We start from the raw sequence: 22,817 nt of genomic DNA, 5'->3' as shown, positions 1-22,817 counted from the left end.
GGCACCGCCGGTCAGCGGCCCTCAGGCGAGGTGGCGAAGCGTGTCGACGTCCGTACCCCGCTTCACCGGGCCGTCCGTATCTCGCGCCGGTACCGGGGAGGCGTCCCCTGGACCCGCCTGTTGGCCTGACAACCCTTGGCTCGGTGCGACGTCCCCCTCCACCGGAAAGGTCGAGACGTAGAGCAAGGCCCAGACGACGGTCCAGGCAAGCATCAGCGACACGATGAGGCGGTGCAGGGTCATGGCGTACTCCCTTGCGCGGCAGGCGCAAACGAATAGTCACAGCTGCGCTGCGCTTGACGTGTAGGACCGCATCCTTGGACGCGGTGGGCCCAATGGCCGACCTACATGCGCGACCCCATGGTGCGCCTCAGCTGACGGCTTCCACTTCAGCCTGCATCCGGCGCTCATGCCAGGCGCACAGCATCGACGCCAGCTGTTCGGGCACATCATTGTCAAAGCTCATCAGCAGGTCGGAAGCCTGGCCCGCAGCGGCGGCGCCGAGCACTTCGGCCACGCAGGCCTTTTGCGCGTCGGTCGCCGGCTGCTTGAGCTTGGCCTCCAGCAGCGCGACGGTCTCGTTGCGCATCCGGTCCGAGCCCAGCACCTGCCAGGCGTAATCGACTTCGTAACGCTCGACGGCGTCCTTCAGGCTTTCGCCATCGAGCCGGGATTCTTCGGCGAATCGGATCAGCGGACGGGTGCAGAGGGTCTGGGCGACGAGCGCCAGCAGTTCGTCGTGCTTGGGGGTGTTTGCAGCGGCCACGAGGGGGTCCTTGATCGATCAACAACCCACGGGGATGGCACTGTCGCAAGTCCATGGGCGGACCGGCGAACACCGGCGAACGGGCCGGGACAGGGGTAGCCGGTGCTGGCACCGGACCGCTGCCGAAGAAGACATGCCCAAGGGGCGAAATGCTCGGGATCGCCCGGAGCGATCCCTCGGCCTGCGCGCAAAGCGCTCCGGCCCGTGGCCCAAGGCCACGTCCAAGGCAGTCCACTGGACTGCCTTGAGCGAACCACGCGGCGGGTCTCATCCGCCCCAGGCCACCCCAAACGAAAACGGCGCCCACAAGGGGCGCCGTTTGCGTTTGGTGGCCTGGGGCGGAATCTCATGATTCCACGAGGGCCACAACGTCGTTCAAAAAAGCCAATTCGTCTTTTTTTGCGGGTACACCTTTGGGTACACCAGACCCGAGAGGCGATCTTTGGATTCGAACCACAGACAACCTCTAGTGGCTAGCCAGTATCTCACGTTCTCCAACACTCTACCGCATCCCCGACGCGGGAGCTTGGTGGGCACGAGCTTGTCATCTCAATTAAATAGTTAGCAAATTACCAATCGAGCAACCTTCATCTCATGGATCAATGACGCAGCGATCTTCGATCTCCTGACTAGCGAACTGCAACGCAAGGTCGAGCGGCCACAGCAGGCCGTTGATGGTGCAACGACGCATCAGCGGCTGCTTCCGATCTGGCTGATCGACGCCAGTAGTCCGGCACGGCAAGCCCGCTTAATCTTCGTCGGGCCCCCACCGCATCCGCTGGACGCGGCAACCCAATGATGTGGGCTTGCCCAAGGAACGGGTTGGCGGTCAGCTGCGTGTACGGCTTACCATCTGCCCATGAGTACGAGCGCCCTTCCCCCTTCAGAGGTATTTGTGAGCGAGAGCGCGGCTGTCGCCTACGTTCAGGCTCGTGTGTGGCCCCACGGGCCGATATGCGCACACTGCGGCGCCATCAATCAAGCCCGCAAAGCTGGCGCAGCCGTTGAGCACCGCGAGGAATACAGGTGCGGCAGCTGCGGCCTGGGATTTACGCTCAGAGACGGGACCATCTTCGCTGGCAATCAGCTCGAGTTGAGTGTGTGGTTGAAAGCTATGGCGCTATCCCTTAACGAAGATGTTGTAGCAGCTGAAGCGTGGCTTGCCCAACGCCTCGGCCTTTCTAAGCGCCTGGCCGCAGTCGTGATGGAGGGCGTGCGAGGCGCCGTACGTGGCAGAGACTTGGCCGCGATGGAATTCCGGACAGGTCCCTACAAAGTTCAAGCCTTCGGGCACATCATCGATGCCGATACGTTGGAAGAGTCAAGGGCTCTGGAAGACGAGGTCGTGGCACGAGCTCTTTCCGCAAGCCCGCTCGTCAACCAGCACGTGTCCGAGGCATTCGAGCGCGGAGTAGAGGTCTTCAGGCGTGGGCAATTGCTGCATTGATTTAATAGGCTGCGCCAGCTCGATGGCCTGAGGTCGTCGATGCGGATGGCTTGATTTCCGCCCCGTGTGGGCGACAAGCCTGAGTCCCTTTGCTGCGGCCGGCGCCGTGCCTTTTTGACGTAGCCGGCTGGCCAGCCGCACATAAGCAGGTCCGCCAAAAACAGCCCCAAAGCTGTATTTTAAATATACAGCTCCAATGCTGTATGTTGAAAAAACAGCATGCCATTGGTAAGCTTGACATACACATCAAAAGCTGTAATTCGTTTTAACAGCATAGGATTTGTATGTTTCGCTTCACTGTCCGTACTGCCGAGCAACTGCCCCCTTTGCTCAAGTCCTTCCGCAAGCAAGCCGGTCTTACACAAAGCGAGGTCGCACTCCGCCTTGGCGTAAGGCAACAAACCTACTCGGCCATGGAGCGAAACGCGGAAAAGGTTGGCGCAGCAAAGTTGCTGAAGCTGTTCAGCATCCTGGGCGTGGAAATGGCGCTCGGGAACACATCGCATAGCGAGCCCTCCGTTCTCCCTAGCCAGCCTCCCTCAACGGACAAGCCAGTCTGGTGAGCCATGGGCCGCAACTCTCATACCCGCACGCTGGGTCTTTGGATGAACGGGGCCTACGTCGGCACCTGGAGCTTGGCACCCAACTCGGCCGACGCGCTTCAGTACGACCAGAGCTGGGCTGAGGCCGAGCAAGGACGGCCACTGTCTCTGTCCCTGCCATTCACCCCAGGGAACGCCCCACACAGAGGCAACAAGGTCCGTGCCTACTTCGAGAACCTGCTGCCAGACAGCAAGAACATTCGGGAAAGACTAGCCCGACGCTTCAACACGGGATCAACCGGCGCATTTGAACTTCTCTCTGAAATCGGCCGTGACTGTGTAGGTGCTCTAGAAATCCTCCCCGATGGGGCGGTATCGCCTGGCACGACGCCCCTGCAGGCCGAACCCGTGAATGAGGCGCAAATCGCCCAAGTCCTTCGGGGAGCAACGACCCCAAACGCCATGGGCTGGGGCGCCGAAGACGGCGACTTCCGCATCTCGATCGCTGGTGCCCAGGAGAAGACAGCCTTACTGCTGCGAGATGGTCAATGGTGCATCCCTCGCGGCAATACGCCTACGACACACATCTTCAAGCTGCCGCTGGGTCTGATCGGTGGCATGAAAGTCGACATGCGCGACTCGGTCGAGAACGAGTGGCTGTGCGCGTTGATTCTGAAGGAGTTTGGCCTGCCAGTAGCAACCTGTCGTCCGATGCAATTCGAGGACGTCAAGGCACTGGTCGTTGAACGCTTCGACCGCGCCTGGTGGACGCATCCATCCGGAGACAACCGCCTGCTAAGGCTACCGCAGGAAGACTTATGCCAAGCCACCGGTGTGCCGCCGGAGGCCAAGTACGAAGCGGATGGCGGGCCTGGCATGGATCGGATCCTCGATGTGCTGGGCGGCTCGATGAGCCGCGAGCAAGACAGACGAGACTTCTTCAAGTCCCAGTTGCTTTTTTGGATGCTCTGCGCAACCGACGGTCATGCCAAGAATTTCAGCCTCTTCCTACGTCCAGGGGGGCGCTACCAGCTCACACCGCTGTACGACGTGCTGTCCGCCTATCCGGTCCTTGGGGAGGGACCGGCGAAGCTTTCATCGTTCAGGGTCAAGATGGCCATGGCCGTGCGTTCAAAGAACGCACATTGGAGGATGCGCGACATCCTGCGTCGGCACTGGGTCGCGTTAGGTAGGCGACACGGCGTATTGGACGAAGACGGCCGAGAAGCTGATCACCTGATAGAGGGTGTCGCAGCGGGTACCACCGATGTGATCGCACGAGTCAGCGCGCAGCTCCCGAAAGATTTCCCCGCCCATCTAGCTAACTCGATATTTGCAGGCCTACAAGATGCTGCAAAGCGACTGTCAGAGAATTACGCCAGCTGATAAGGCGCAGCTCGACCATGCAGTTAACAGCTCGCCAAAGCCACAGGTCTCGTTGATAAGCGACCGAGCGACGTAGCGAACCGAACTCCCTCTCAAACAGCGCAAACAGGCAGCTCGTTCCACATGGCAGGAAAGCGGCAGCATTACGTCCCAAGATTTTTACAACGAGGCTTCTTGGTCACCCCTCCAGAGGCCGTCGAGAAGACTTGGCTGCATCGACACGGCCGAAAGGCCAGATCCGTCAGCATTCGTGATGTCGGCGTCAGCGAATATTTCTACTCGAAGCTCGCAGAAGGCAACACGGCGACGCTCGACAACCTCATCACCGACATCGAAGGCGGCCTGAATGCTGAACTGTCTGCCATCCGCAATGCATCCGAGGGGGCCTTGCTTGATCCGAGGACCGCTGCGCGCCTGACTGCTCACCTTGCGCTCAGGACCGCGCACCTTCGATCTGTCTTCGAGCAGGGCGTAGGGGCACTCATTGATGAGCTTATTCAGCTGGTCTCGGATGGCGGGCGCATGCGCGACTTACTCAGCATAGACAAGAACGGTTTCTCAGGCGCTCGCGATGCGCTCTTCGACGAGGCCCGGAAAGGGTTCCCGCAGTTTGACGAAATTCCTCCAAGACTTCTTGACAGGCTCTTCGCGTACCTAATCCGTGAAGGCTTTGATGCCTTCTACGAGGAACAGGGCGAAATGATCTCTCAAGCAATGGCGCTCTTGGTAGCGGGCGTTTCAAAGATGGTTCGTGACGCCCATAACAAGTCGCTTATGGCGCTCGACCATAGTCAGTGGGAGGAGGACCTGTCTTCGCTCGAGTGGCGAGCTTGTGCGGTTGAAGGCGCGATCCTTCCAGACTGTGTCGTACTGGTCCGAGAAGGTCAGAATGGATTTGCGCCGCTGACCTTGCGAGAAGGCTGCCAAATGGATCTGGTCGTCGTGCCTATCGCCCATAACCGGCTGCTCGTTGGATCAAGCGGCGCTACGCCGGAAATTGACATCGGCGCGCTCAACCGCGCCAGCGCTTCCTGCAGCGATGACTTCTTCATCTCGCATCGCGCTCGGGACGAGGACGGGCTGTCCGATCTGATCGGGCAGCGCTGCTCTCAAGTCATTGATGCTGCTGTTCAAGATGCCATCAACGAGGCTGGCCATCGCGAGAGTTCACGCACAGCGGTGGGTGCGGAGTCGATGCGGATCGCTGGACCCGGGGCTGCTGGTCCGTTCAGCTTCTCCATGAGCTGCAAAGACTTTGGCGATACAGAAACCGTTGAGAGACTGGGACGTGTCGTGCAGGTAGTGGTCCAGGAACTGGCTCGTGGCATCCCGTTGGCCCGCCTGGACGGCATCACATTTGCAGGTGACTATGCGGCTGCGTTGGCTCAAGTGGACCGCGGCGATCCCAATATGAGCGTTGTGACAAGCGCGCCTCGCGACTATGGGACAGCTGTGGCAATGTGTGTCGACGTCATGCGGGCGGGCGAACCCAAAGTTCACATCGTCTGTCACGCTGGTATCGCCGCGGGCCTGCTGCATGAGGATGAAGACGCCAACGCGCAAGCGCTTCACACGCTGGTAACCATGCTGGCCCAGGCGGCGCACAGCTCCCTTTATGAAGTTCATCAAGATGACGCGCATGGAGCGCAGGTCGATTGCACCGAAGCACGACTACACGTAGCGGCGTTAGGCGCACCAGTAAGGTATTTCGGGGCCAAAGTGAGTGCCTTCGCGTATCCAAGGGCCGGCGAAATCTACGCGCAGCTCACGATGGACAGCCTGGCTGCGGCCAAGGCGTCGGTTGATGCAGCCCGTCTGAAGTACCGCATCGACGCGAATCTTGATGAGCTTCTGAGCGTAGCCCTCCACCAATTTGCCTGCGTGGCTGATCACGCAGCGCAGTGGCTCGGGCATCGCGACGGCTTGCCTGCGGACGCCTCATTTCCAGGCGACGGACTTCCTGAGGAACTCAGGATTCTCGGCCTCCATCAGTGGTTGGACCTGCTAGGCAGGGATTTGCGTGCGCTCCATGAAGGCGATGGATTGCTGCCGAATTCAAAGCTGTACGGCTTGAGCCGGCATGTGGAGCGGCTGCTTTGGACCGTTCAGATCTGCCCCTGGTCAACGGAGGATCAACAGATGTACGTGACAGTTCCTATGGGCACTGATGCGCAAGCGCTCGGCGCGATACACGCGGGCTAGTCCCGTGTACCTTCAACGCAGCGGATTCACCACCCCTGGCGGCGCCAGTCCGGGTGTTGCAAGTCCAGGTAGTACTCACCTCGGTGAAAGTCTAGCCAGTAGCGTCTCGCGCTTGCAAGAGTCGCCCCCGTCACCACCAAGATCGTTGCTGCCCAAATCCAGCCAAGCATGCTGGCCGTGCAAGTCGGTGCGCGCAGCAGCTGAGTGCAAACGGTGGCCATCGCTTGGTCTGCGGACCAGATGACCGCCACAAACGGTGCGACCGCCACTATCGGGGCAAGAAACCTGAATTCACTAGGGCGTTGGTGGCGACGACGTGGCATGCATTCGATGCTATCGGATTCAGCTTAAAAGCCTCGTTACTTCATAGCAACGCATGGAAGCCATGCCTACTCCCTACAGCCATGAACCGCTCAAAACGAACGGAGCCCAGTACTTTGGCTCGGTCCATCCAATGAGATCTCCATCTGCTTCATTGGACTCAGATGTCAATGTTCCCGCCTTTAGGAACTGAAGCTGTGTTTTCTGAAGGGCGCTGGCAAAAGACATCTGCGGGTTAGCAGCAAGCTTCGCGTAAAAGTGCTTCATGAACGCGGATGCGCTGGCATCTCCAATCTTCCAAAGACTCGCGATCACGCGCCTGCCTTGCTTCTGCAGCACAACCGCAGATAGTCCTTCGACATCGAACCCGTTGGCGACTCCACCACCAAGTGCTGTCTCGCACGCAGATAGGGTCAAAAGATCGACCTTGCTGAAGTCGAACGCACGCATGTCCCTGATGCTGAGCATCTGCCCGACTTTTCCCATGACGAGAACCGACGTCTCCTGATGACCCGGATTGAACTTAAAGTGACTTGCCACATGGACAATGTTGTAGTCGCCTTCGAGGACGCTCTCAAACCGATTGCGGTCGAAATCTTCATCGAACCAAAAGTTGCCAGGGATCAGGCCCTGCGGGTTTTCGTCCTTGCGAACGATAGCGCGAAGTTCGGGCTCGACTCCGGGGAGCAAAGCGAACCTTCCCCATGATGTTTTGAGGCCCAAGGCGGCAACTGACCATGGACTTCTGGGAGCGCCAGCTCTCCCATCCCCTGCGTCCGCCCAGCTCACTACTGCGTATCGTTCAACCAGATACATTCCATCAGGATCCTTCAACGCTGCGAAAGGAAGATAGCGAAGCACCCCTGTAGCCGAGATGACTAGTGTGTCCGGCTTCGCCTCCTCAAGAAACGGCAAGACCGGCTTAATCAGTTCAGCCCAAAGCTCGCATGCAAGTTCATCGGCATTGCCGCCGTATTGAAGTGCAGCGCGGAAGCGCCGTACGTGATCGCCAAGGCTCGATGCGGTGATGTTTGGTTGTACGAACCCTTTCGCATGGCCTTTACTTACGACAACGATTCCCAGGCCTGACTCTTCTACGATGAATTGAATGCCGAATGATGTTGGATCTTCAACAGTCGCCCTTCCGAGCCGGGAAGATTGCAGATTCACCCATGCGTAGAGCGTCGAAGAAGGCGATGGCGTAAGAGCGGCGACGAATCGAGCAAAGTCATCTCTTTCCTCGTTTTCCATCCGACGCAGGTCTTCAAGCCGAGCGATATCGCTGGCGGACCTCTCCGACACCCTTTTCGCTTGCAGGCGTACTTGGTCCTCCCATTGCTTCAGCGACTTTGCTGCGAGCTTGGAATACTCTGCTGCCTGCTCATGTGTGCCACTGACGAGGCTTGGATCACTCGAGCCGGAACGAAGGACTACAGCCAGCTCTTCCTCTTTCAGCAATCTAAGCACCTGCTCAGCCTCTGGAAGCCTTCCTGCCAGCACTAGCAGGTTGGCTAGTCGTCGGTATGGCCCTTCAATGGCCACGGTGAGGTCGCGCTGATAGCGCTCTGATAGCGCCTCTCCGGCTCTTCTCATTCGCTGACGCGCCTCGACCGACAACGCATACAGAATGATTGCCTCAGTCGCACCTTCTGGACCGCGCGCTCGCTCACAGAATGCCGCTGCGTCTTCCGAAATCTCGGCGATTCGGGACAAAATTGCCTGAGCGTCTTCTGGGCGCTCATTCTCTGCGGACAGCAAGAGGCCAAGCGCGCGACGGTAGAGCACCAATGATTTGTTGTGCTCGCCCAGGCGGTCGTTGATGTGCGCCAGGATCTGAAAGGACGTCGCAATAGAGTCGTTGGTGGGTCCGACTAATTTGAGCTTTTCTTGCAGCGCGGATTCGGCAATTCGATGAGCCTCAACGAGGCGCTCCTTTGGACCTCGCGTCACCTCGGCCAAGCCGGTTTTCAAGATCGCCCGGGTGTTGCACAGTGCAGGGCAGTCCGGGTCCCTATCCAAGGCGGTCAATGCTTCCAAATAGATTGCCGCGATGCTGTCATAACGCTCGACTGACGCGGTCGACTCCAACTGCAGAATTCGCAGATTGGCTTGCAAACTGAGCGCATACACAAGATTCCCTACCGCTTTGGCCTCCGGATGACGCAGAGTCTGCAGTGCCTGCCAAAGCAGGAAGTCGGCTTGCTCAAGGTGCCGGACACTGATCTCGATCTCGGCCTTTTGGGCTCGTAGCCCAGCGACCTGAGGGCCTTGTTCCTCTTTGGACAGCCTAAGGCCACAGTCCACAAGATGGCTTGCTTCACCCAGCTTTGATCGCCAGATCTCGATTCGAGCTATCGCGGATAGGTCTTCAACTACATCCGACTGGACTGGAGCGGGCTTACGGTTCAAATCCTCGCGCAGTGCCATCGCCAGGAGCAATCTGGCTTCCTGATACCTGGTCTTAAGACCTGCGTTATAAGCATCAGCGCGCAGGTCGGCTGAACTTTTATCCGCGCGGGCACTCGCTACCGCTGCCTCAGATAGCAGCTCTCGAACGACGGCTTCCAGCGACGCGGCGCACTGGTCTCCAAGCCACTGCACGTTATCTTGTCTGCTGATTGCTTGCGAACTGCAGCTAGCAAGAAACGCCAGCATGCCCGTCAGCACTATCAGCCGGCAGACAAGGTGATGCGCCCGCCAGAAGCTGGTTGAAGGGTCAATCGGCAGCGTCATGAATCCTCCAGACCTGCACCGCCGCCTGCTAAGGCTGATGTTGTTAGCAGGTGCTGATGCGCTTAGCGGCGAAGACTTGGTGGCGCACCGACGGTAGTGCATTCCGTCCGGACTCGTGAACCTCCATCTCCGCGTTCAGTTGTTGATGAAGCGAACTCCGGAGATGGTCGGAGGGGCATTCGCAGCCGGATCAAAGGACGGGCTGACCATGAATTCGATCTTCATCGACTTTGCGGCGTCAGAAGTCATTTGTAGACAGCTAGTCTGGAACGTGCTCGCCTTGGAGCTTGAGTCAAGGGCGAAGCAGAATGATCGCTTCACGAAAGCAAGATCTGAGGCTGCGAGCGCCGACGCGGCCTCTTCCTTCGAGATAGAGAAGCCACCACCTGGCTCAATTGGCTCGTCAGTCGATACAAGCTTGAAAGGTTTTCCCGTCACACTTATGGAGACAGGATCGGCAAGAACCTTTTCCCAGTCTTCAGCTTTCTTCGTTTGCATTGCTAGGGGAAGCGCTGACGACCACAGCTGCTGTTTGACTCTTGAGAGCCAGCTGGCGCGATCATCTGTCGTCTTGCGCTCAAGCTCTGAATGAGACTTCAGCTTTAGATTGGTCTTGCTCGCAAGATCGCTCGTGGCTATGACACATCGATCTTCATCATCTGACGCCGGGCGGACCGAAACACTTCGGTTCCATGTCGAATTCAACAGGTATGCATACATGACGGCCGCTCGGTCATAGCGATTTAGGCCAAGGTCTGCCAGTTGAGCCTGGGCATTGGCGCAGAAGACTTGAAACGCAGCAGCGTCGGCTGTAGCAGCATTGATCGATGCCGCGGACGATGTCATGGCGGTGCGCACGGTCGACTCAGCGGGCGTGACAGCGACTTTGAATTTTGTGATGTCGCTGGGGTCAGTTGGAAAAACTAATGATCCGGAGCCTCTGCCTATCAACGTGTCCTTTGCATCGAGCTTCACAGAGAACAAGAACTGCTCATCTGCGCCATTGCTTGCAACGACATCGAGCTGTTGAGTTGTGAAGGGATTTATGGCGATTAAAAACGGATCAACACGTCCCGATGCCAGCAACTTGTCGATGTCAGCATCTATCTTCTTTGCCTGCGCCGAGTAGTCCTTGCCTGCAATGCGAGACAGGACCCCACCCGAGGCAAGCGACGAAGCCAGCTGAAATGCGTGAGCTGCGACACTCGCAACTCCGGAGTTGACGGAATCCGCGCGCGCCACCTGTATCTTCAAAGTTAGGTCGGAATCGATCTCCGTCGTGTACGGACTGATGACCATCGGTTCCAGATCCTTAGACACGGGCGAGTTGTTCTCAGACTTCGCCTGCATGAGCTGCACTGTTGGCAGCTCTGAGCCGGATCTCATGTTGATCGGCTTAGCTGTGACCGTAAGCGTTTGCTTTCGGTCCCAGAGGAACTTTAGAAGATTTGCGGACGCGACCCGCAGCAAGCTTTCTTGATTGCCGAGTGACTCGACGGATCCTGCCGTCGGCACAAACAGCACCAATTGCACGTACTTGTCCTCAAGGCTTCGAGGAGCAGGCAAAGGTACGGTCCTTAGCCTGAGCGTTGAATTCGCTAACGATAAATTGGCCGGCGTCGACGCGATTGTCGCCGCAGACGGAACAGGCTCCTGAGCACCACTGCTCGTAGGTTGAGCAGCGCCACAGCCTATGAGAGGGACAGCAATGACGAGCGTGTAGACCTTCATGAGCATCTCCCTCTCTATCGATGCTATTGGTTCGATGGCGGGTGTTGCGCAACATAGACAACGCACAGCGCCCGCTCTCTGATCAATTTCAGCCCGCCTTCGCTGCGAGGGCATCCACAAAACTGTGGATGGCGCCTCCTTGCGACCAACTCTCCAAAGCTTGTCGCCAGGCGCGGTAGCCGCTACCGTTGATGCGCGCAGAGACTAAGGAGTCTTGTCATGAAAATCGTATTTCCCTATTGCGAGGCCACTGAATGACGACCCGGCGCTTGTTCGGAATGTCGGTAATGGGCAACCTTTTCGGAGTGCTGCCACATGAGGCCCTAGCTCAGACCGAAGATGAGCTACCACCGCTTCCCAAGGAGCTCGCCGGCAGCTGCAAAGAGAGCGATTTCTTCAGCGTTCATTTGGAGAACGTGAAGCTCGGCACAGCCGACCCGGGCGACGCCAGAAGGGAATTCGCTCGCGCCATTCTTGATGCCGCGCCAAAAGACTGCCGTCCAATTGATGTCGCCTATTTTTTCCGAGATTTGGGCCGAGGTAAAACGCAATTCAAAGAGGAGGGGCGGCCCTACGCCCGTGGCTGGCCTCGCATGTACAACCCAGTGATCATTGAACTGTTCAAGGCAACACAAGTGCGCCCCCTGGATCCGGATCAAGACGGCGACGCGACGGCGTGGTGTGCGGCCTTCGTTAACTACTGCATCGCACGAGCCACGTCAAAGAACGGCAAGATTGGCAGCGACGAAATCGCGCGGGGAACCAGGAGCGCGTCGTCGGGGTCGTTCCGCTGTTTTGGGCAGCAAGTGCCTTCTGACAAACAGCCGCGGGAGGGAGACATTGCGGTATGGGCTCTTGGCGGCACAGTCGACGGATGCAAGCCTGGGAAGGGACACGTTGGATTCTTCGTTCGCTCCAGCGGAGACCCAAATCGGCCCTTTCTTGTAATGGGTGGCAATCAGTCGGGCGACACTTTGGACGTCGTTGAAACGCGTAACGACGGGATGTTTGAGAAGGCCATGCCAACAAAGTATTTGGCGCAAAAATCTCCTGCACGCTACAAGGAACTGCAGGGCTTTCGAACAGCAAGTTTCCTATGAGTCGCCTGCAAGCAGCCTTTCTTTCGTCCGTCCTACTGCACTCCGCGGTAGGCGCCTGCGTCATCGATAAGAGTGATCCATTGCTCGAGTTGCGGTCGTGGGCAGATGACGTGGTTGTGAAGGTCTCTACTGTTGGCACAGCCGAATGCACAGGCGAAGGAACCGGCTTCGTAATCAGTAAATCGGGCCTAGTTCTCACAGCGGGGCACGTTGTTCCCTCGCAATGCCCACTACAGACGACGTCTGTGAAGCTGCGCTGGATCACAACTGCTGGAGGCAGCGAACTAAGCGAGCCAGTGGATGCAGAGGTTGTCGGACGGAGCACATTGGACGTTGTCGCATTGCGTCCTAGCAAACCGCTGCCGAGTGCTCGTCAGTTCCTACTTACTGCGAAGCGGGGCGAGCTGAAACAGTACAAGAACAAGTGCATCCTGCTCGCAGGCTTTCATCCGGGGCAGATCGATAGCTACAACACGTTTGCAGAGATCTCCTCTACCGCCTTGGACGATAAGGTCGGCTGGGCATTGACAGGTGAGGGCTTTAACCAAGGGCGCAGCGGTAGCCCCGTCATCTTGGCCGACGGCACAGTTGTCGCCATGTTTCTAAGCCGCCCGGTCGACCCTGATGACCGTGATCGTTTGATTCAGAACCGGGCGAGAGTTCTTCCACTCTCGGCAATTCCTAAGGGAGAACTCGACCTTGTCGCATTCACCTCACAATCTGGGGGGTTGCAGCCATTTCTTACGCGTCCTGTTGAGAGGGGAGAAGAGCCGGGGCAACTGGTTCGAACAACTTTTGGGATCTCCATCACTGAACAAGGCCTCCGCGCGGATCCGGCACTGCCAACTTTTGTAATCGATAAGCAAGGTCACTTAAGGCAGGTGAGCTCGCCAGCGCAAGCCGTAATCGAAGTCCTGCGGGCGGGCGGCTCCGTTGTTAGACGTGTCGAAGTTCGCCGACAGTACCGTGCTAGCCCCGGGTATGCATTCGAAGGTTCGGCTCCCCGGCTCCTGGTTGCCAGCCATAACCCTCCTCAAGGACCAATTCCCGATCGAGCTTGTGAGACTGAAAGCGATGGAAGCTGCTTCAAGTTCAGCAGCGATCGACTGTCCTTGGAGCTAAGGTTTTTCCTGTTTCCTGGTGTTGACCAGCGGAGATCATGGATCGATGCTGAGGCGAATCTGACTCAGGTTCGGCAGTGATGCGACCTAACGCGTAATGCAGATCGCTCAACCGGCATGAATGCCACTGCCGGTTACCAGTGCAGGCCTGGCAACTTAGACGCCTATCCTTCAAAGTTCCAGCTGCTAGAGCCAATTCCCCATCAACACAAACGGTGCCCAGTAGTACGGGTGCGCGAAAGGGACCTCCGAGCCGCTCTTGGCGCCTGACCTTTGAGGCCCTGAGTCCGCACGACTCGCGCCACGGCTAGGAAGGGTAGGAGTACCGCGTTGCACGGGGCGTCCAAGCATTGCTAGTTGTACTTTCCGCAACGCCTCAGCTTTGCTGATCTGTGCCGTGCTCTGACGCACTCGGTAGAACCCTTGCATCAACTGCGCCGTACTCGGGTCTGCGACTTTCCATAGCGAGGCAAGCACTGCGTTGGCGCCCTGCAGCTGGGCTAGCATCCCAAAGCTTTCTACCTCTTTACCTTCTGCGTCCCAACCTCCGGGCTTGGCCGTCTCGCACGCCGACAGCACCAGCAGATCAATCCCTTTAAAGCTCTGCTGGCGCGCCTTGTCCAGCGACCAATGCTGGCCATCGCCCAACAGTAGGAACGAGTTCTGCGACACACCGGGTTCAAGTTTGAAATGACTTGCGAGATGGAGGACCGGCTGGGGCAGCGCTAGCGCTGCATTCAGGCGGACTTCGGTGAACTCTGCGTCGAACCAAGTCGTGCCCTGCCCCTTGAGCGCTTGCAGACTGCCTTCCAGCTCCTCACGAACGGCTGGCAGGGCTTTGAAGCCGCCCGTCGCCTGCGTCATTCCAAAACCCACAAGCTTCCATATTTCCGCCACGTCGCGCTCCAGGTTTTGCAGGGCGGCGTCGTTGAGTTGCGCCGTAGCGTGGCGCTCAACTAGGTAGTGCTCCCCATCGTGAAGCGCAGCAAAGGGCACATAACGGAGCGCCCCCGTCAGCGCAAGCATCAGAACGGCGTTTTCCGGCAGCCGGTTTCTGATCGGTGCAATGAGCACTTTGTGCAGCGTTTTGGCGGATGCGAGCGGCTCGCCTCGTGGGCTTTGAAGGGCAAGACGAAAGGCAACTATGTCTTTGAGAAGGTCAGCAGACTTCACTGCTACTGGCACCGCGGCGAGCTGATCGCTTGGAGCCGACATGCCCTGAGGGGCGCGCTGTACGACTATCCAGATGCGATCGGGATTGACCACATAGTGCAAGAGAACTATCGGGCGCGAGCTATTGCGCTGTAGGTGCGTGACCACGCGCTGGAGGCGCTGAGACTGCTCAGTGACGACTGCCGCATTGAATGCACCGGGAGCGGCGTCACGTGGAGCCAGTGCGCTCGTGAGCCGCTGTGCGAGGGCTTGATAACCGGCAATCAAACTGGCGCGTTCGGTGCGCAGGGCGTCTAGGCGCGTGCGCTCTGCGGGGCTGAGAAACTCAGCGAGTTTCGGGTTGCGGGCCCGTTGCTCCAACGGATTGAACTCTGCTGCTACGGCCCCCAAGCGCGTCATTAGATCGTCAAACTCTGAGGCGAGAGGCGCCTCGCGTTCGTTCCAACTCGCGCGCGTACGAGGTGAATCGTCCTCGGAACCGCGCGACTGGAAGTCGTAGTAGTCCTGCTCTTTGAGCATGCTTAGCACTTCCAATGCCTCGCTGACCCGGCCAGAACTAATCAACAGTCCTGATAGCCGGCTGTAATAGCGCTCTTTCGAAGTGAGAAACGCTTGCTGATTCTGTGTGCTGAGGCTGGTCAACCTTCCTCTTGTTGACTGCAATGTATTCACCGCCAGCTTTCCATACCATGCACTAAGCTCGGGCTTAGAGCGTCGATCTCCCTCGGAATTTCTCGTGGAATATATTTCAGCAATATTTGCGGCGACGACCCAGCGCATTTCCGAGGAATCAACCATAGCACTCACGACAAGCGCCCGGTGAAATAGCAAAAGCGCTTTCTGATCGTTTCCCATTGCCTTGTGGACGCCTGCTATATTATTCAGGCGCCGCCCCATATCTGGATGCTCTGGACCAACAGATCTTTCGGTGATTTCCAACGCTCTCTCAAGGAGCGGCAGCGCCTTTCCGAACTGACTCATCTCCTGATATAGAACGGCGAGGTTGTTCAGGTGAACGGCGGTAATAGGGTGTTCTGCGCCGGACGTTTTCTCGCTAATAGATATAGCCCGCTCGAGCAGGGGTAGAGCCGTGTCGTATTGGCGCATCGCCTGATACGCTCCACCCAGGTTGCCTAAGGCGATCGCTGTACCTTGTCCCGCCGTGCTCTCGACTCCCTCAGCGATAGACAGTGCCCTCTCATATAGAGGGATCGATTTTTTTGGAAGCCCCATACTTCGATATAGCGCCGCGAGATTGTTGAGACACAAGCCGGTGACCGGATGATTTGTGCCGCTGACTTCCTCGCTAATTTCCAGCGCTTGTTCATACAGTGGGAGCGAATTTCCATAGTCTTCCATCGATGCATATGCCGCCGCCAGATTGCTCAAGCTAGTGCTGGTATCTGAATGAAGCATCCCCTTGCGGCTTACGGTAATTTCAAGGGCACGCTTGTGCAGCAAGACCGCCTTGGCGTATTGACCCATCGCTTCATAGAGAACCGCGAGGTTGTTGACGATCGTCCCTGTTCTCTCGTGGTTGGGGCCGTTCACCTCTTCACTGATGGATAACGCCTCTTCTAGAACGGGCAAAGCCTTTGCGTATTGGCCGATCAGGCGATACTCAACCGCCAAGTTGCTCAAACTTCCGGCGGTGTCACCGTTCTTGAGCCCATTTGCCTTTTTGCTGATCGCGACGGCGCGCTGAAATAGCGGCAACGCCCTCGAATGCTGCGCTGTGGCTTGATATAGCGCCGCTAGGTTGTTAACACTGCGGCCGGTGTCTCGATGCTCTGGGTCAAGAACTCGCTCACGTATCGCCAACGATTGCTCAGCCTCCTGAATCGCGTCGCCGAACCTACCCTGCCTATAAAGTAGGACTACCGCAGCATCGAGCCGAATTGCTTCCTGCAAATCTTCGTTTGACGCGGCATGCCCATAGCTAAAGGGCAGCAGGAGGCATAGCGAGAGGATGCAGAGTTTCGCCTTTGCCCGCGAAGACGCGCGTTCAAGCCGAAGCAATGCGCCGTTGAGGCTGGATCGATCCATGATTCCTTCTCCCCTGACAGCAATCCTGCGCCCGTCGGCTCTCAAATGGCCCACACACCTTTGAGGCGGACAAGCGGCTCAGGCCCAAGGAACGTGCTTGATGGCAGCTGATGAGCGCTAACTCTTGTGTTGTGCGCCGACGTTCTAGGCGGCATTCAACATCGCTCCTGCCACCTTCGCTGCTTTTGAAGGCCGTATTCCTTAGGGTTGAATGTAGGACGGGTCTCGAACTTCCGCCACGTTCCAGGAAGGGTTCAAGATAAGTTCGCCGCAGGCTACGGACAGATCGTGTTCACTGGAACGAATGAAGCCGAAGGTTGCGCTCGGACATCAACTCAATCTACGCGCTGCGCGCAGCGGACGCGAACAAACGGTGCGCGCGAGACCTAGCATCCATTCGCTGGCAGCTAGCCTATCCTGCACTAAGCAGAATTCCTCACCCTAGGCCCTGATTGAGCGTGCAGCCGAAGCTCATCAGCGGGTCGAACTGAGCCGAGAGCGGATCAAACTGAACCGTTAGTGGGCCGTTAGTGGGCCGAAGTGAACCATGAGCGGGCCAGAAACGGGCGATCCCCATCGCAACGGAGTATTCGTCGCCCGTGATCGGCGCGATGTGCTTCTGCGAACTCGCCAGCCTTGGACTCTTCGATGTGCCTCACCGAGCTTCCGGAAGCTGAGCGCGCTACGTGTTGCCAACCCGCACCCGTCGGAACAACCCCGGGTAGTCAATAACGAAGCCGTCCTGATCTAGCGCCAGCTCTGCACGGAATCCACTTTCATCCAGGCGCTCGAAGCAATAACGCCGGTCCGCCAGCCGCGTGTAAGCCTGCGCCTTGGCCTGCACACTGAGTTTGGGCGCCGACACCGACGCCATGTGGAACTCGCGACGCTGCCCAACCTGCAGCTTGGCGCGCCATAGCGGAAAGCTGTCGGTCAGCGGAGTCGGCCAGATGTCGATGTCCACGCAGCCGTCCAGGTCAAGCAAATGAAGATCACTAGCGTCATACCAGCGGCCCACCTCGTCCACTCGCAGCGACAACGCATGTGTGGCCTCGCACTTGCGCGCTTCCAACCAGGCCTCGCGCAGCAGGCCGCGCGCGTCCCACTGGCGGCCCGTGCAACGCAAGCCTTGTCGGGAGCTAGTCGCAGGGGCAATGCTGCTTAGTGAGTTACCACCCACGTAAGCGTACGTGTTGATACCTCCGTCAAGGCCTATCGGGTCACTTTGGACGTAGAGGCCATCCAGCTGTCATAGGCTCATTTCGTCTTCTTGGCTTTGACTGTAGGCCGGCACATTCGCGCTTGACACGAAGGAGAGAGCCTCAAGTCGACCCTCCCTCCATCCGATTCGTATGAGTGCAGCAAGTCGGTCAGGCCGTTTGGAAGCGCATACCGCATGACGTTCGACCGAGCGTTGGCCAATGGGTTCATGCCGCCTATACCCACGGTCATGCAGATGTCTTCAGGACGCGACGCTAGGTTGTACGAGCCGTTCTTGACATCCTTGTAGGCAACTAGCGCTGTGTATGCATTCTTGCCATTTGCTAAGAGGTATGGCCATGCACTTAATTTGACATGCGTCTCGCACGTCTCCGCGACGTACCAAAGCTCCGCGCCATGTTCTGCAGCGAGACCTTCAAGGTCAACGTCTGCGGTCAATATCGTCTTTAAGTAGCCAACGGCATAAATTGCATTGCCCGCATCGTCCGCCACCTCGGTCTTTGCTGTTAGCAAACTGACGGTCGACACGCGCACATTTGGGCCGGCTAGACATGATGTCAGCGCCAAAAGAAGCACTGGAAGCAGTAGCAAGCGACGCATATCTACTGGTTCCCTGGGCAAGTGCATGACGAGGAATTCGCGTCGAGCAGCAGCTGTAACGCACTTTTGCCGCCCGGTGGAACGAACTCAAGCATGCTGGCGAACTCGTTGTGATGGAACGGCGCTTGGTAGTAGGGGTTTGCTTTGCCCTTCGGCCAGTCTCCCCATTTGCCCCCCAAGGCTGCCCAGGCATCACCCGTGAAGCCGTTCGACGAGCTGGGTGTCGCGTTCACGTTGGCCCAGGTTCCGGCAGCTCCAGCTCCTCTGGACCAAACCCGGCTTACTGGGTCTACCGTGACAAGCAGGTTGACGTCAATTCCGGCTTCTCTCAGTGCTCGAGAAATCGAAGCCGCCGTCGAACCACCGTAGCTGTGTCCGATGATGTTTATTGGCTCGCACTTATTCTTGAGTCTTGCGGCCAATATCGCTTCGATAGCCATGTTCCCTTGGTCCCACTCGAAATAACTGCTCGCTCTATCGGCATAGGCGGCCGCGTAGGCCTCTTGGTAGCTCGCAACAATTCTCGATGTGCCGTCCATAGCGCCCCCAACGAAGACGTCAAGCAAGCCCAGAGAGTCACTACGGCTCAACGGATTGCCTCTGACATAGGCATACGTATTGATGCCGCCGCCCAGTCCAATCGGGTCACTTTGGACGTATCGCCCGACTGTCGGGTCGTAGTCCCGGAAATGGTTGTAGTGCCTGCCGCCAAGCGGTTCGTACTGCTGGCCGGGAAACCGCAAGTTTTGCTGCAGCGCTGCAAGACCCGCAGTCGGCTGCTCTTCCGCTGGTGTCGCTCCAAAGGCCTCCCCCATCCAGCGCCAGCGCACATTACCCTGTGCATCAACGATAACCCGCGGCGTATCCAAGTGATCGGTGTGGATGGCGTAGATCAAAAAACCGCCTGGTGCTGTCGCGTCAGACTTGATGACGGCGACAGGGATGTCACCGAGCCAGACGTACTCGCTGATCGGTGCTCCCGTTGAGGTGTACTCGCCGATCAAGTGGTTCGAGCCGTCGTAGGCGAAGAGCGTGTACGTCCTCGGATTGCTGGGGCTGCCCGCCCATTGCCCGCGCGTGACGCGTCGCCCCATGGCGTCGTAGCCGAATACCGCCCCCAGGCTACTGCCCTGCGACATCGCTGCCCAGCGCCCTTCCAGGCCGTAGGTAGAGGTGTGATTGCTGCTAGCTCCGGCTTGGATATCGCTGGTCGTGTTGCCCGCGAGGTCGTAACCCCAATTGCGCGCCGGATCGGTCCGACTGTCTATGCGATTGCTGGTAGCGGAGACGGTGAAGGTGCGCGTCGTACTGCCGGCCTGGGTCGTCAGCCGCGTGCCGTTGGCGTCGTAGGTATAGCCGTAGTTGATGCTGCCGCCTGTGACGCTGGTGAGGCGATTGAGTTCGTCGTAGCCGAAAACTTGGTCGTACGCGGGCGCCGCAACGGCTGTGGCAGCGGTGTAGTGGGTGTAGCGGCTGATGCGGTCGGCATCGTCGTAGGTGAGGTCGCGGACCAGGGGGCCCAGCGGGTGTCTAACCATGCGGCCATTGGTGTCGAACTCCCGTGTATGAGTTTTGGGCGTTCCCGCGAACTGCCACACCCAGCTCTTGATAGGACCGAAGGGGCTCTGGGTAATCTGGTTGAGCACCGTCTTGGCCGTGGTGCCAGCGGTGACCTTGACGGACTGAGGCTGGCCATTGGCCCAGCCGAAGTCCACGACGCGTCCGGACGGGTAGGTCAGCTTGGTCAGGTGATCTGCCAGGTCGTACTCGGAGTTGACGACGAGCGCATAGCCATTCGCCGTTTGCACTGTCATGGTCACATGACCGAGCGCGTCGTAGCGGAACGTCGTATTGGCATCCGGTGTCGCGGCCGTCGTGAGACGTCCCACGCCGTAGCCGAAGCTCGCGCCCGTCTGGTCGTAGGTCCAGATGATCGTGCGGCTGGCGTTTCCTGCTTTGCTGTAGACCACCTGCTTGGGTCTGTTGAGTTCGTCGAAGTCCCATGTCGCCAGCACTCCGCGGGCGTCGGTGGAGGTCTTCACGTTCCCGGCTGCATCGAACGTGCCGTTGGCCGTTCCGGTATCCGGACTGACCAGCTGTTCCACATCGCCCAGGCCCGTGGGCTTGTACTGGGTGATCAGTCTCTTGGGATCTGTGACGGAAGTGAGCTGGTCCAGCAGGTCATATCCCAGGTCCGTCACGCCGTTCTTGGCATTGGTTGACTTCTTGCGCCGGCCCAGGGCGTCGTATTCGTCCTTTGTGGCATAGGCCTTGGTGCTGGGGGCGACCACCCGCTTGGTCGGGTTGCCGTTGGCGTCATATTCGTACTTGCTCACCGGCGTTGGCGACACCGGCGGCGCCGGCAGTGTCTGGGCTCCTGAAACGCCCACACAGACTGCAAGCAGTCCGCCAGTGCTCAGGGTTCGCCAGGATGTAGATAGCGGCATCGAAACAGCAATCGGTTGAATTGGCATGGATCATTCCCTCCCGGTCACTTGCTGGACGCGGCTGAGGGCATCAGGGATACGGGATAGCGACTTCGTCAGGACTCCCGAAGGATCCTTGACCGTCTCTGCTTTCCGGATCCCGTTGTTGTCGAGCGTGTAGGTGATGCTGTTGCCCAGGTTGTCAGTAATGGTCGTCAGGCGGTGGGCGTCGTCATACCCATAGCTCACGCTGCTGTTGTCCGGCAGGGTCAGCTTTTGCAGCAGCCCCGTCGGCCAATAGTCGTAGCTGGTCAGCGCCGTACCGGTTTGGAATGTCTTCAAGCGCTGGCGCAGGTCGAAGGTGCGGGTGCTGAGCACGTTGTTGGCATCCTTCAGCTCCAACCACTGGCCCGCAGCGTTGTACTTGGTGTACGTCGTGACCTGCTGCTTGGCGTTGGTGACCGTGTTGAGATCGCCCTTGGTGTGATCCGCCGTGGTGTCGCTGTAGTACGCGTAGGTCGTCGTGTTGTTGCGAGGATCCTTGTAGGTGAGGACCTGTCCATACTGGTTGTACGTCCACTGCTGCACACGGGCCGTCACCGCGCTGTCCACGGCGGCGGTCAATCCTTTGGAGCCGTTGGTGTCAGTGGTTGCCTGCTCCACCTGCTTGCACAGCACGACGAGTGGACTGTCGTCCGGCAGCGTTGCGTTTGACGGCGCACACGATGCAGTAGCACCCCCGTTGAAGGGATCGGGCTGCCCGTTGTAGACCTTCGTGGTCAGGCGGCGCGGCTCCGCCGTGCGGGTTTCAACACGCCAGATGGGATGCCAAGCCGAACTGATCTTTCGGACGCCCACAGGCAATGTCGCGTTGTCCGCCAACACCGCATTGCAGGCGGTGCCGACGGCCAAGCCCTCCACTCGAGACGTTTCGAGGTTGCGGCTCAGGTCATTTGCGTAGCAGGTTCGGTAGCCGTTGAAGTCCTCGTTCCACGCCACGTTGCCGTTGGCGTCGTAGTCCCGCTTCTCGACGGACGCCGCGCATCCGGAACCTGCGGGTTGAGACTGCGACGTGATGCGCGGCATGCCGGCCACCAGTCGCGACTGGATCGTGACTGCCTTACCTTCTGCTTGCATGTCCACTTGACCGGGCGCGCTCCAGCTGGTTTCGCGCCAGATGATCCCGGCCGCTGCGTCATACGACCGACTGACGACTGCACTCGGCGTGCTCTGCCACTGCGTCACGGCATATCGATTCACGCCGCCAGCCAGCTCCGTCGACAGTGCCCGCCCCTGCGCGTCATACGAATACGACGCCGTGACCACATGGTTTTCGTCTTTCACGCTGGTGAGAAGCCAAGGCTTGTCGTCCGAAGGCGCATAGAAGAATTCTTGGTAGGAGTTGTCCGGCCACATGATGAGCCTGAGCACACCTTTTGCGTTATATGCGAATGTGATGGAGCCGTTCGAGTCTGTGATTTTGGCAAGCCGCGGCATCGCTCCATAAGTAGGCAGGGGCTCATATTCAAGCTGCACCTCGCGTCCAAATGCGTCGGTTATCTTTCTCAACACTGGGACGGAGCGCCAATCGTGGTGCACGATTGGCACGTCTTGCTGCAAATCAACTCGCGCACCGTTGACAGACTGGAAGCTCACCAACGGGGTGGCGTATTCAGAATATCCGGCTGCGGAACTTGAAAATGCATATTGCAAGCCAGCCAACTTATCCGACACGAGATACAGACCGTTTTTGAAGCGCATCCGGAGATCCGGCCCCAAACTTTCGCTGGACTCCCCCTCGGCATCGACGACGCCGTTGAACATGTCCCATTTGTCACGTCCCAAATAGACCTGTTGATTAGGGCCGCCGCGATAAAAGGCCTTTTGGATATTGAGCGACCACATCGGCCCAGCTCCAGCGGGTGGAGGAAGCACTTGGCCTGGATCGAAATTGGTTCCCTGCGCTTGTGCCTTACGGGTCGAGTAGTCCAAGCTGATCTCA

At 58.4% G+C, this 22,817-nt stretch carries 15 protein-coding genes; 6 read left to right on the top strand and 9 right to left on the bottom strand.

Annotated elements, in window-relative coordinates; translation table 11 throughout:
- Positions 1-21: 21 nt before the first annotated feature.
- Both ACS5PN_RS17355 and ACS5PN_RS17350 read right to left on the bottom strand, forming a co-directional pair.
- The gene (locus tag ACS5PN_RS17355) at positions 22-243 is read right to left on the bottom strand and encodes a hypothetical protein (RefSeq protein ID WP_439465228.1); all 222 of its coding nucleotides are present in this window, start codon (positions 241-243) and stop codon (positions 22-24) included.
- 127 nt (positions 244-370) lie between these two features.
- Positions 371-766 carry a hypothetical protein gene (locus ACS5PN_RS17350; protein WP_439465227.1) on the bottom strand — a complete coding sequence of 132 codons (396 nt, stop codon included), beginning with the start codon at positions 764-766 and terminating at the stop codon, positions 371-373.
- 859 nt (positions 767-1,625) lie between these two features.
- Here ACS5PN_RS17350 and ACS5PN_RS17345 point away from each other — a divergent pair.
- The 4 genes from ACS5PN_RS17345 (at position 1,626) to ACS5PN_RS17330 (ending at position 6,343) form a co-directional block, all read left to right on the top strand.
- Positions 1,626-2,213: a transposase gene (locus tag ACS5PN_RS17345; protein ID WP_439465226.1), complete on the top strand. Its 588-nt coding sequence runs from the start codon at positions 1,626-1,628 to the stop codon at positions 2,211-2,213.
- 284 nt (positions 2,214-2,497) lie between these two features.
- On the top strand, positions 2,498-2,776 hold the full coding sequence (locus tag ACS5PN_RS17340; protein WP_439465225.1) for a helix-turn-helix domain-containing protein: 279 nt from the start codon (positions 2,498-2,500) through the stop codon (positions 2,774-2,776).
- A 3-nt stretch (positions 2,777-2,779) separates the two neighbouring features.
- Positions 2,780-4,141: a type II toxin-antitoxin system HipA family toxin gene (locus tag ACS5PN_RS17335; RefSeq protein WP_439465224.1), complete on the top strand. Its 1,362-nt coding sequence runs from the start codon at positions 2,780-2,782 to the stop codon at positions 4,139-4,141.
- Between the two features lie 123 nt (positions 4,142-4,264).
- Positions 4,265-6,343 (top strand): DUF4238 domain-containing protein, encoded by a 2,079-nt coding sequence (locus ACS5PN_RS17330; protein ID WP_439465223.1) that lies wholly within the window; start codon positions 4,265-4,267, stop codon positions 6,341-6,343.
- A 396-nt stretch (positions 6,344-6,739) separates the two neighbouring features.
- On the opposite strand, the gene ACS5PN_RS17325 is transcribed toward ACS5PN_RS17330, so the two are convergent.
- Positions 6,740-9,397 carry a CHAT domain-containing protein gene (locus ACS5PN_RS17325; RefSeq protein ID WP_439465222.1) on the bottom strand — a complete coding sequence of 886 codons (2,658 nt, stop codon included), beginning with the start codon at positions 9,395-9,397 and terminating at the stop codon, positions 6,740-6,742.
- 135 nt (positions 9,398-9,532) lie between these two features.
- Complete coding sequence (locus ACS5PN_RS17320) at positions 9,533-11,128, bottom strand: hypothetical protein (RefSeq protein WP_439465221.1); 1,596 nt, start codon at positions 11,126-11,128, stop codon at positions 9,533-9,535.
- Positions 11,129-11,415: 287 nt separating this feature from the next.
- Between ACS5PN_RS17320 and ACS5PN_RS17315 the strand changes: the two genes are divergently transcribed.
- Together ACS5PN_RS17315 and ACS5PN_RS17310 are read left to right on the top strand one after the other, a co-directional pair.
- Positions 11,416-12,228 (top strand): CHAP domain-containing protein, encoded by an 813-nt coding sequence (locus tag ACS5PN_RS17315; protein ID WP_439465220.1) that lies wholly within the window; start codon positions 11,416-11,418, stop codon positions 12,226-12,228.
- Positions 12,225-13,430, top strand: coding sequence for a S1 family peptidase (locus ACS5PN_RS17310; RefSeq protein ID WP_439465219.1), 1,206 nt, complete (start codon positions 12,225-12,227; stop codon positions 13,428-13,430). Before ACS5PN_RS17315 ends, ACS5PN_RS17310 begins: the two co-directional genes overlap by 4 nt.
- Before the next feature lie 105 nt (positions 13,431-13,535).
- On the opposite strand, the gene ACS5PN_RS17305 is transcribed toward ACS5PN_RS17310, so the two are convergent.
- From ACS5PN_RS17305 to ACS5PN_RS17285, 5 genes are all read right to left on the bottom strand, one after another.
- A complete protein-coding gene (locus tag ACS5PN_RS17305) occupies positions 13,536-16,568 on the bottom strand; it encodes a tetratricopeptide repeat protein (RefSeq protein ID WP_439465218.1) in 3,033 nt (1,010 codons plus the stop codon).
- 682 nt (positions 16,569-17,250) lie between these two features.
- Positions 17,251-17,694, bottom strand: coding sequence for a putative glycolipid-binding domain-containing protein (locus tag ACS5PN_RS17300; protein ID WP_439465217.1), 444 nt, complete (start codon positions 17,692-17,694; stop codon positions 17,251-17,253).
- 131 nt (positions 17,695-17,825) lie between these two features.
- Positions 17,826-18,317, bottom strand: coding sequence for a hypothetical protein (locus ACS5PN_RS17295; RefSeq protein ID WP_439465216.1), 492 nt, complete (start codon positions 18,315-18,317; stop codon positions 17,826-17,828).
- A 74-nt stretch (positions 18,318-18,391) separates the two neighbouring features.
- A complete protein-coding gene (locus ACS5PN_RS17290) occupies positions 18,392-20,725 on the bottom strand; it encodes an RHS repeat-associated core domain-containing protein (RefSeq protein WP_439465215.1) in 2,334 nt (777 codons plus the stop codon).
- 141 nt (positions 20,726-20,866) lie between these two features.
- Positions 20,867-22,720 carry a hypothetical protein gene (locus ACS5PN_RS17285; protein ID WP_439465214.1) on the bottom strand — a complete coding sequence of 618 codons (1,854 nt, stop codon included), beginning with the start codon at positions 22,718-22,720 and terminating at the stop codon, positions 20,867-20,869.
- Between the last annotated feature and the right edge of the window lie 97 nt (positions 22,721-22,817).

It is taken from the genome of Roseateles sp. NT4 (assembly GCF_051857475.1).
Classification (GTDB): Bacteria; Pseudomonadota; Gammaproteobacteria; order Burkholderiales; family Burkholderiaceae_C; genus Pelomonas.
This window is presented reverse-complemented; position numbering and strand designations above follow the sequence as displayed.

What these genes read in the sequence shown, in the direction of transcription:
- ACS5PN_RS17355 (WP_439465228.1), bottom strand. Translation starts at nt 243, where the DNA reads ATGACCCTGCACCGCCTCATCGTGTCGCTGATGCTTGCCTGGACCGTC.
- ACS5PN_RS17345 (WP_439465226.1), top strand. Translation starts at nt 1,626, where the DNA reads ATGAGTACGAGCGCCCTTCCCCCTTCAGAGGTATTTGTGAGCGAGAGC.
- ACS5PN_RS17340 (WP_439465225.1), top strand. Translation starts at nt 2,498, where the DNA reads ATGTTTCGCTTCACTGTCCGTACTGCCGAGCAACTGCCCCCTTTGCTC.
- ACS5PN_RS17335 (WP_439465224.1), top strand. Translation starts at nt 2,780, where the DNA reads ATGGGCCGCAACTCTCATACCCGCACGCTGGGTCTTTGGATGAACGGG.
- ACS5PN_RS17330 (WP_439465223.1), top strand. Translation starts at nt 4,265, where the DNA reads ATGGCAGGAAAGCGGCAGCATTACGTCCCAAGATTTTTACAACGAGGC.
- ACS5PN_RS17325 (WP_439465222.1), bottom strand. Translation starts at nt 9,397, where the DNA reads ATGACGCTGCCGATTGACCCTTCAACCAGCTTCTGGCGGGCGCATCAC.
- ACS5PN_RS17320 (WP_439465221.1), bottom strand. Translation starts at nt 11,128, where the DNA reads ATGAAGGTCTACACGCTCGTCATTGCTGTCCCTCTCATAGGCTGTGGC.
- ACS5PN_RS17315 (WP_439465220.1), top strand. Translation starts at nt 11,416, where the DNA reads ATGGGCAACCTTTTCGGAGTGCTGCCACATGAGGCCCTAGCTCAGACC.
- ACS5PN_RS17310 (WP_439465219.1), top strand. Translation starts at nt 12,225, where the DNA reads ATGAGTCGCCTGCAAGCAGCCTTTCTTTCGTCCGTCCTACTGCACTCC.
- ACS5PN_RS17305 (WP_439465218.1), bottom strand. Translation starts at nt 16,568, where the DNA reads ATGGATCGATCCAGCCTCAACGGCGCATTGCTTCGGCTTGAACGCGCG.
- ACS5PN_RS17285 (WP_439465214.1), bottom strand. Translation starts at nt 22,720, where the DNA reads ATGTGGTCGCTCAATATCCAAAAGGCCTTTTATCGCGGCGGCCCTAAT.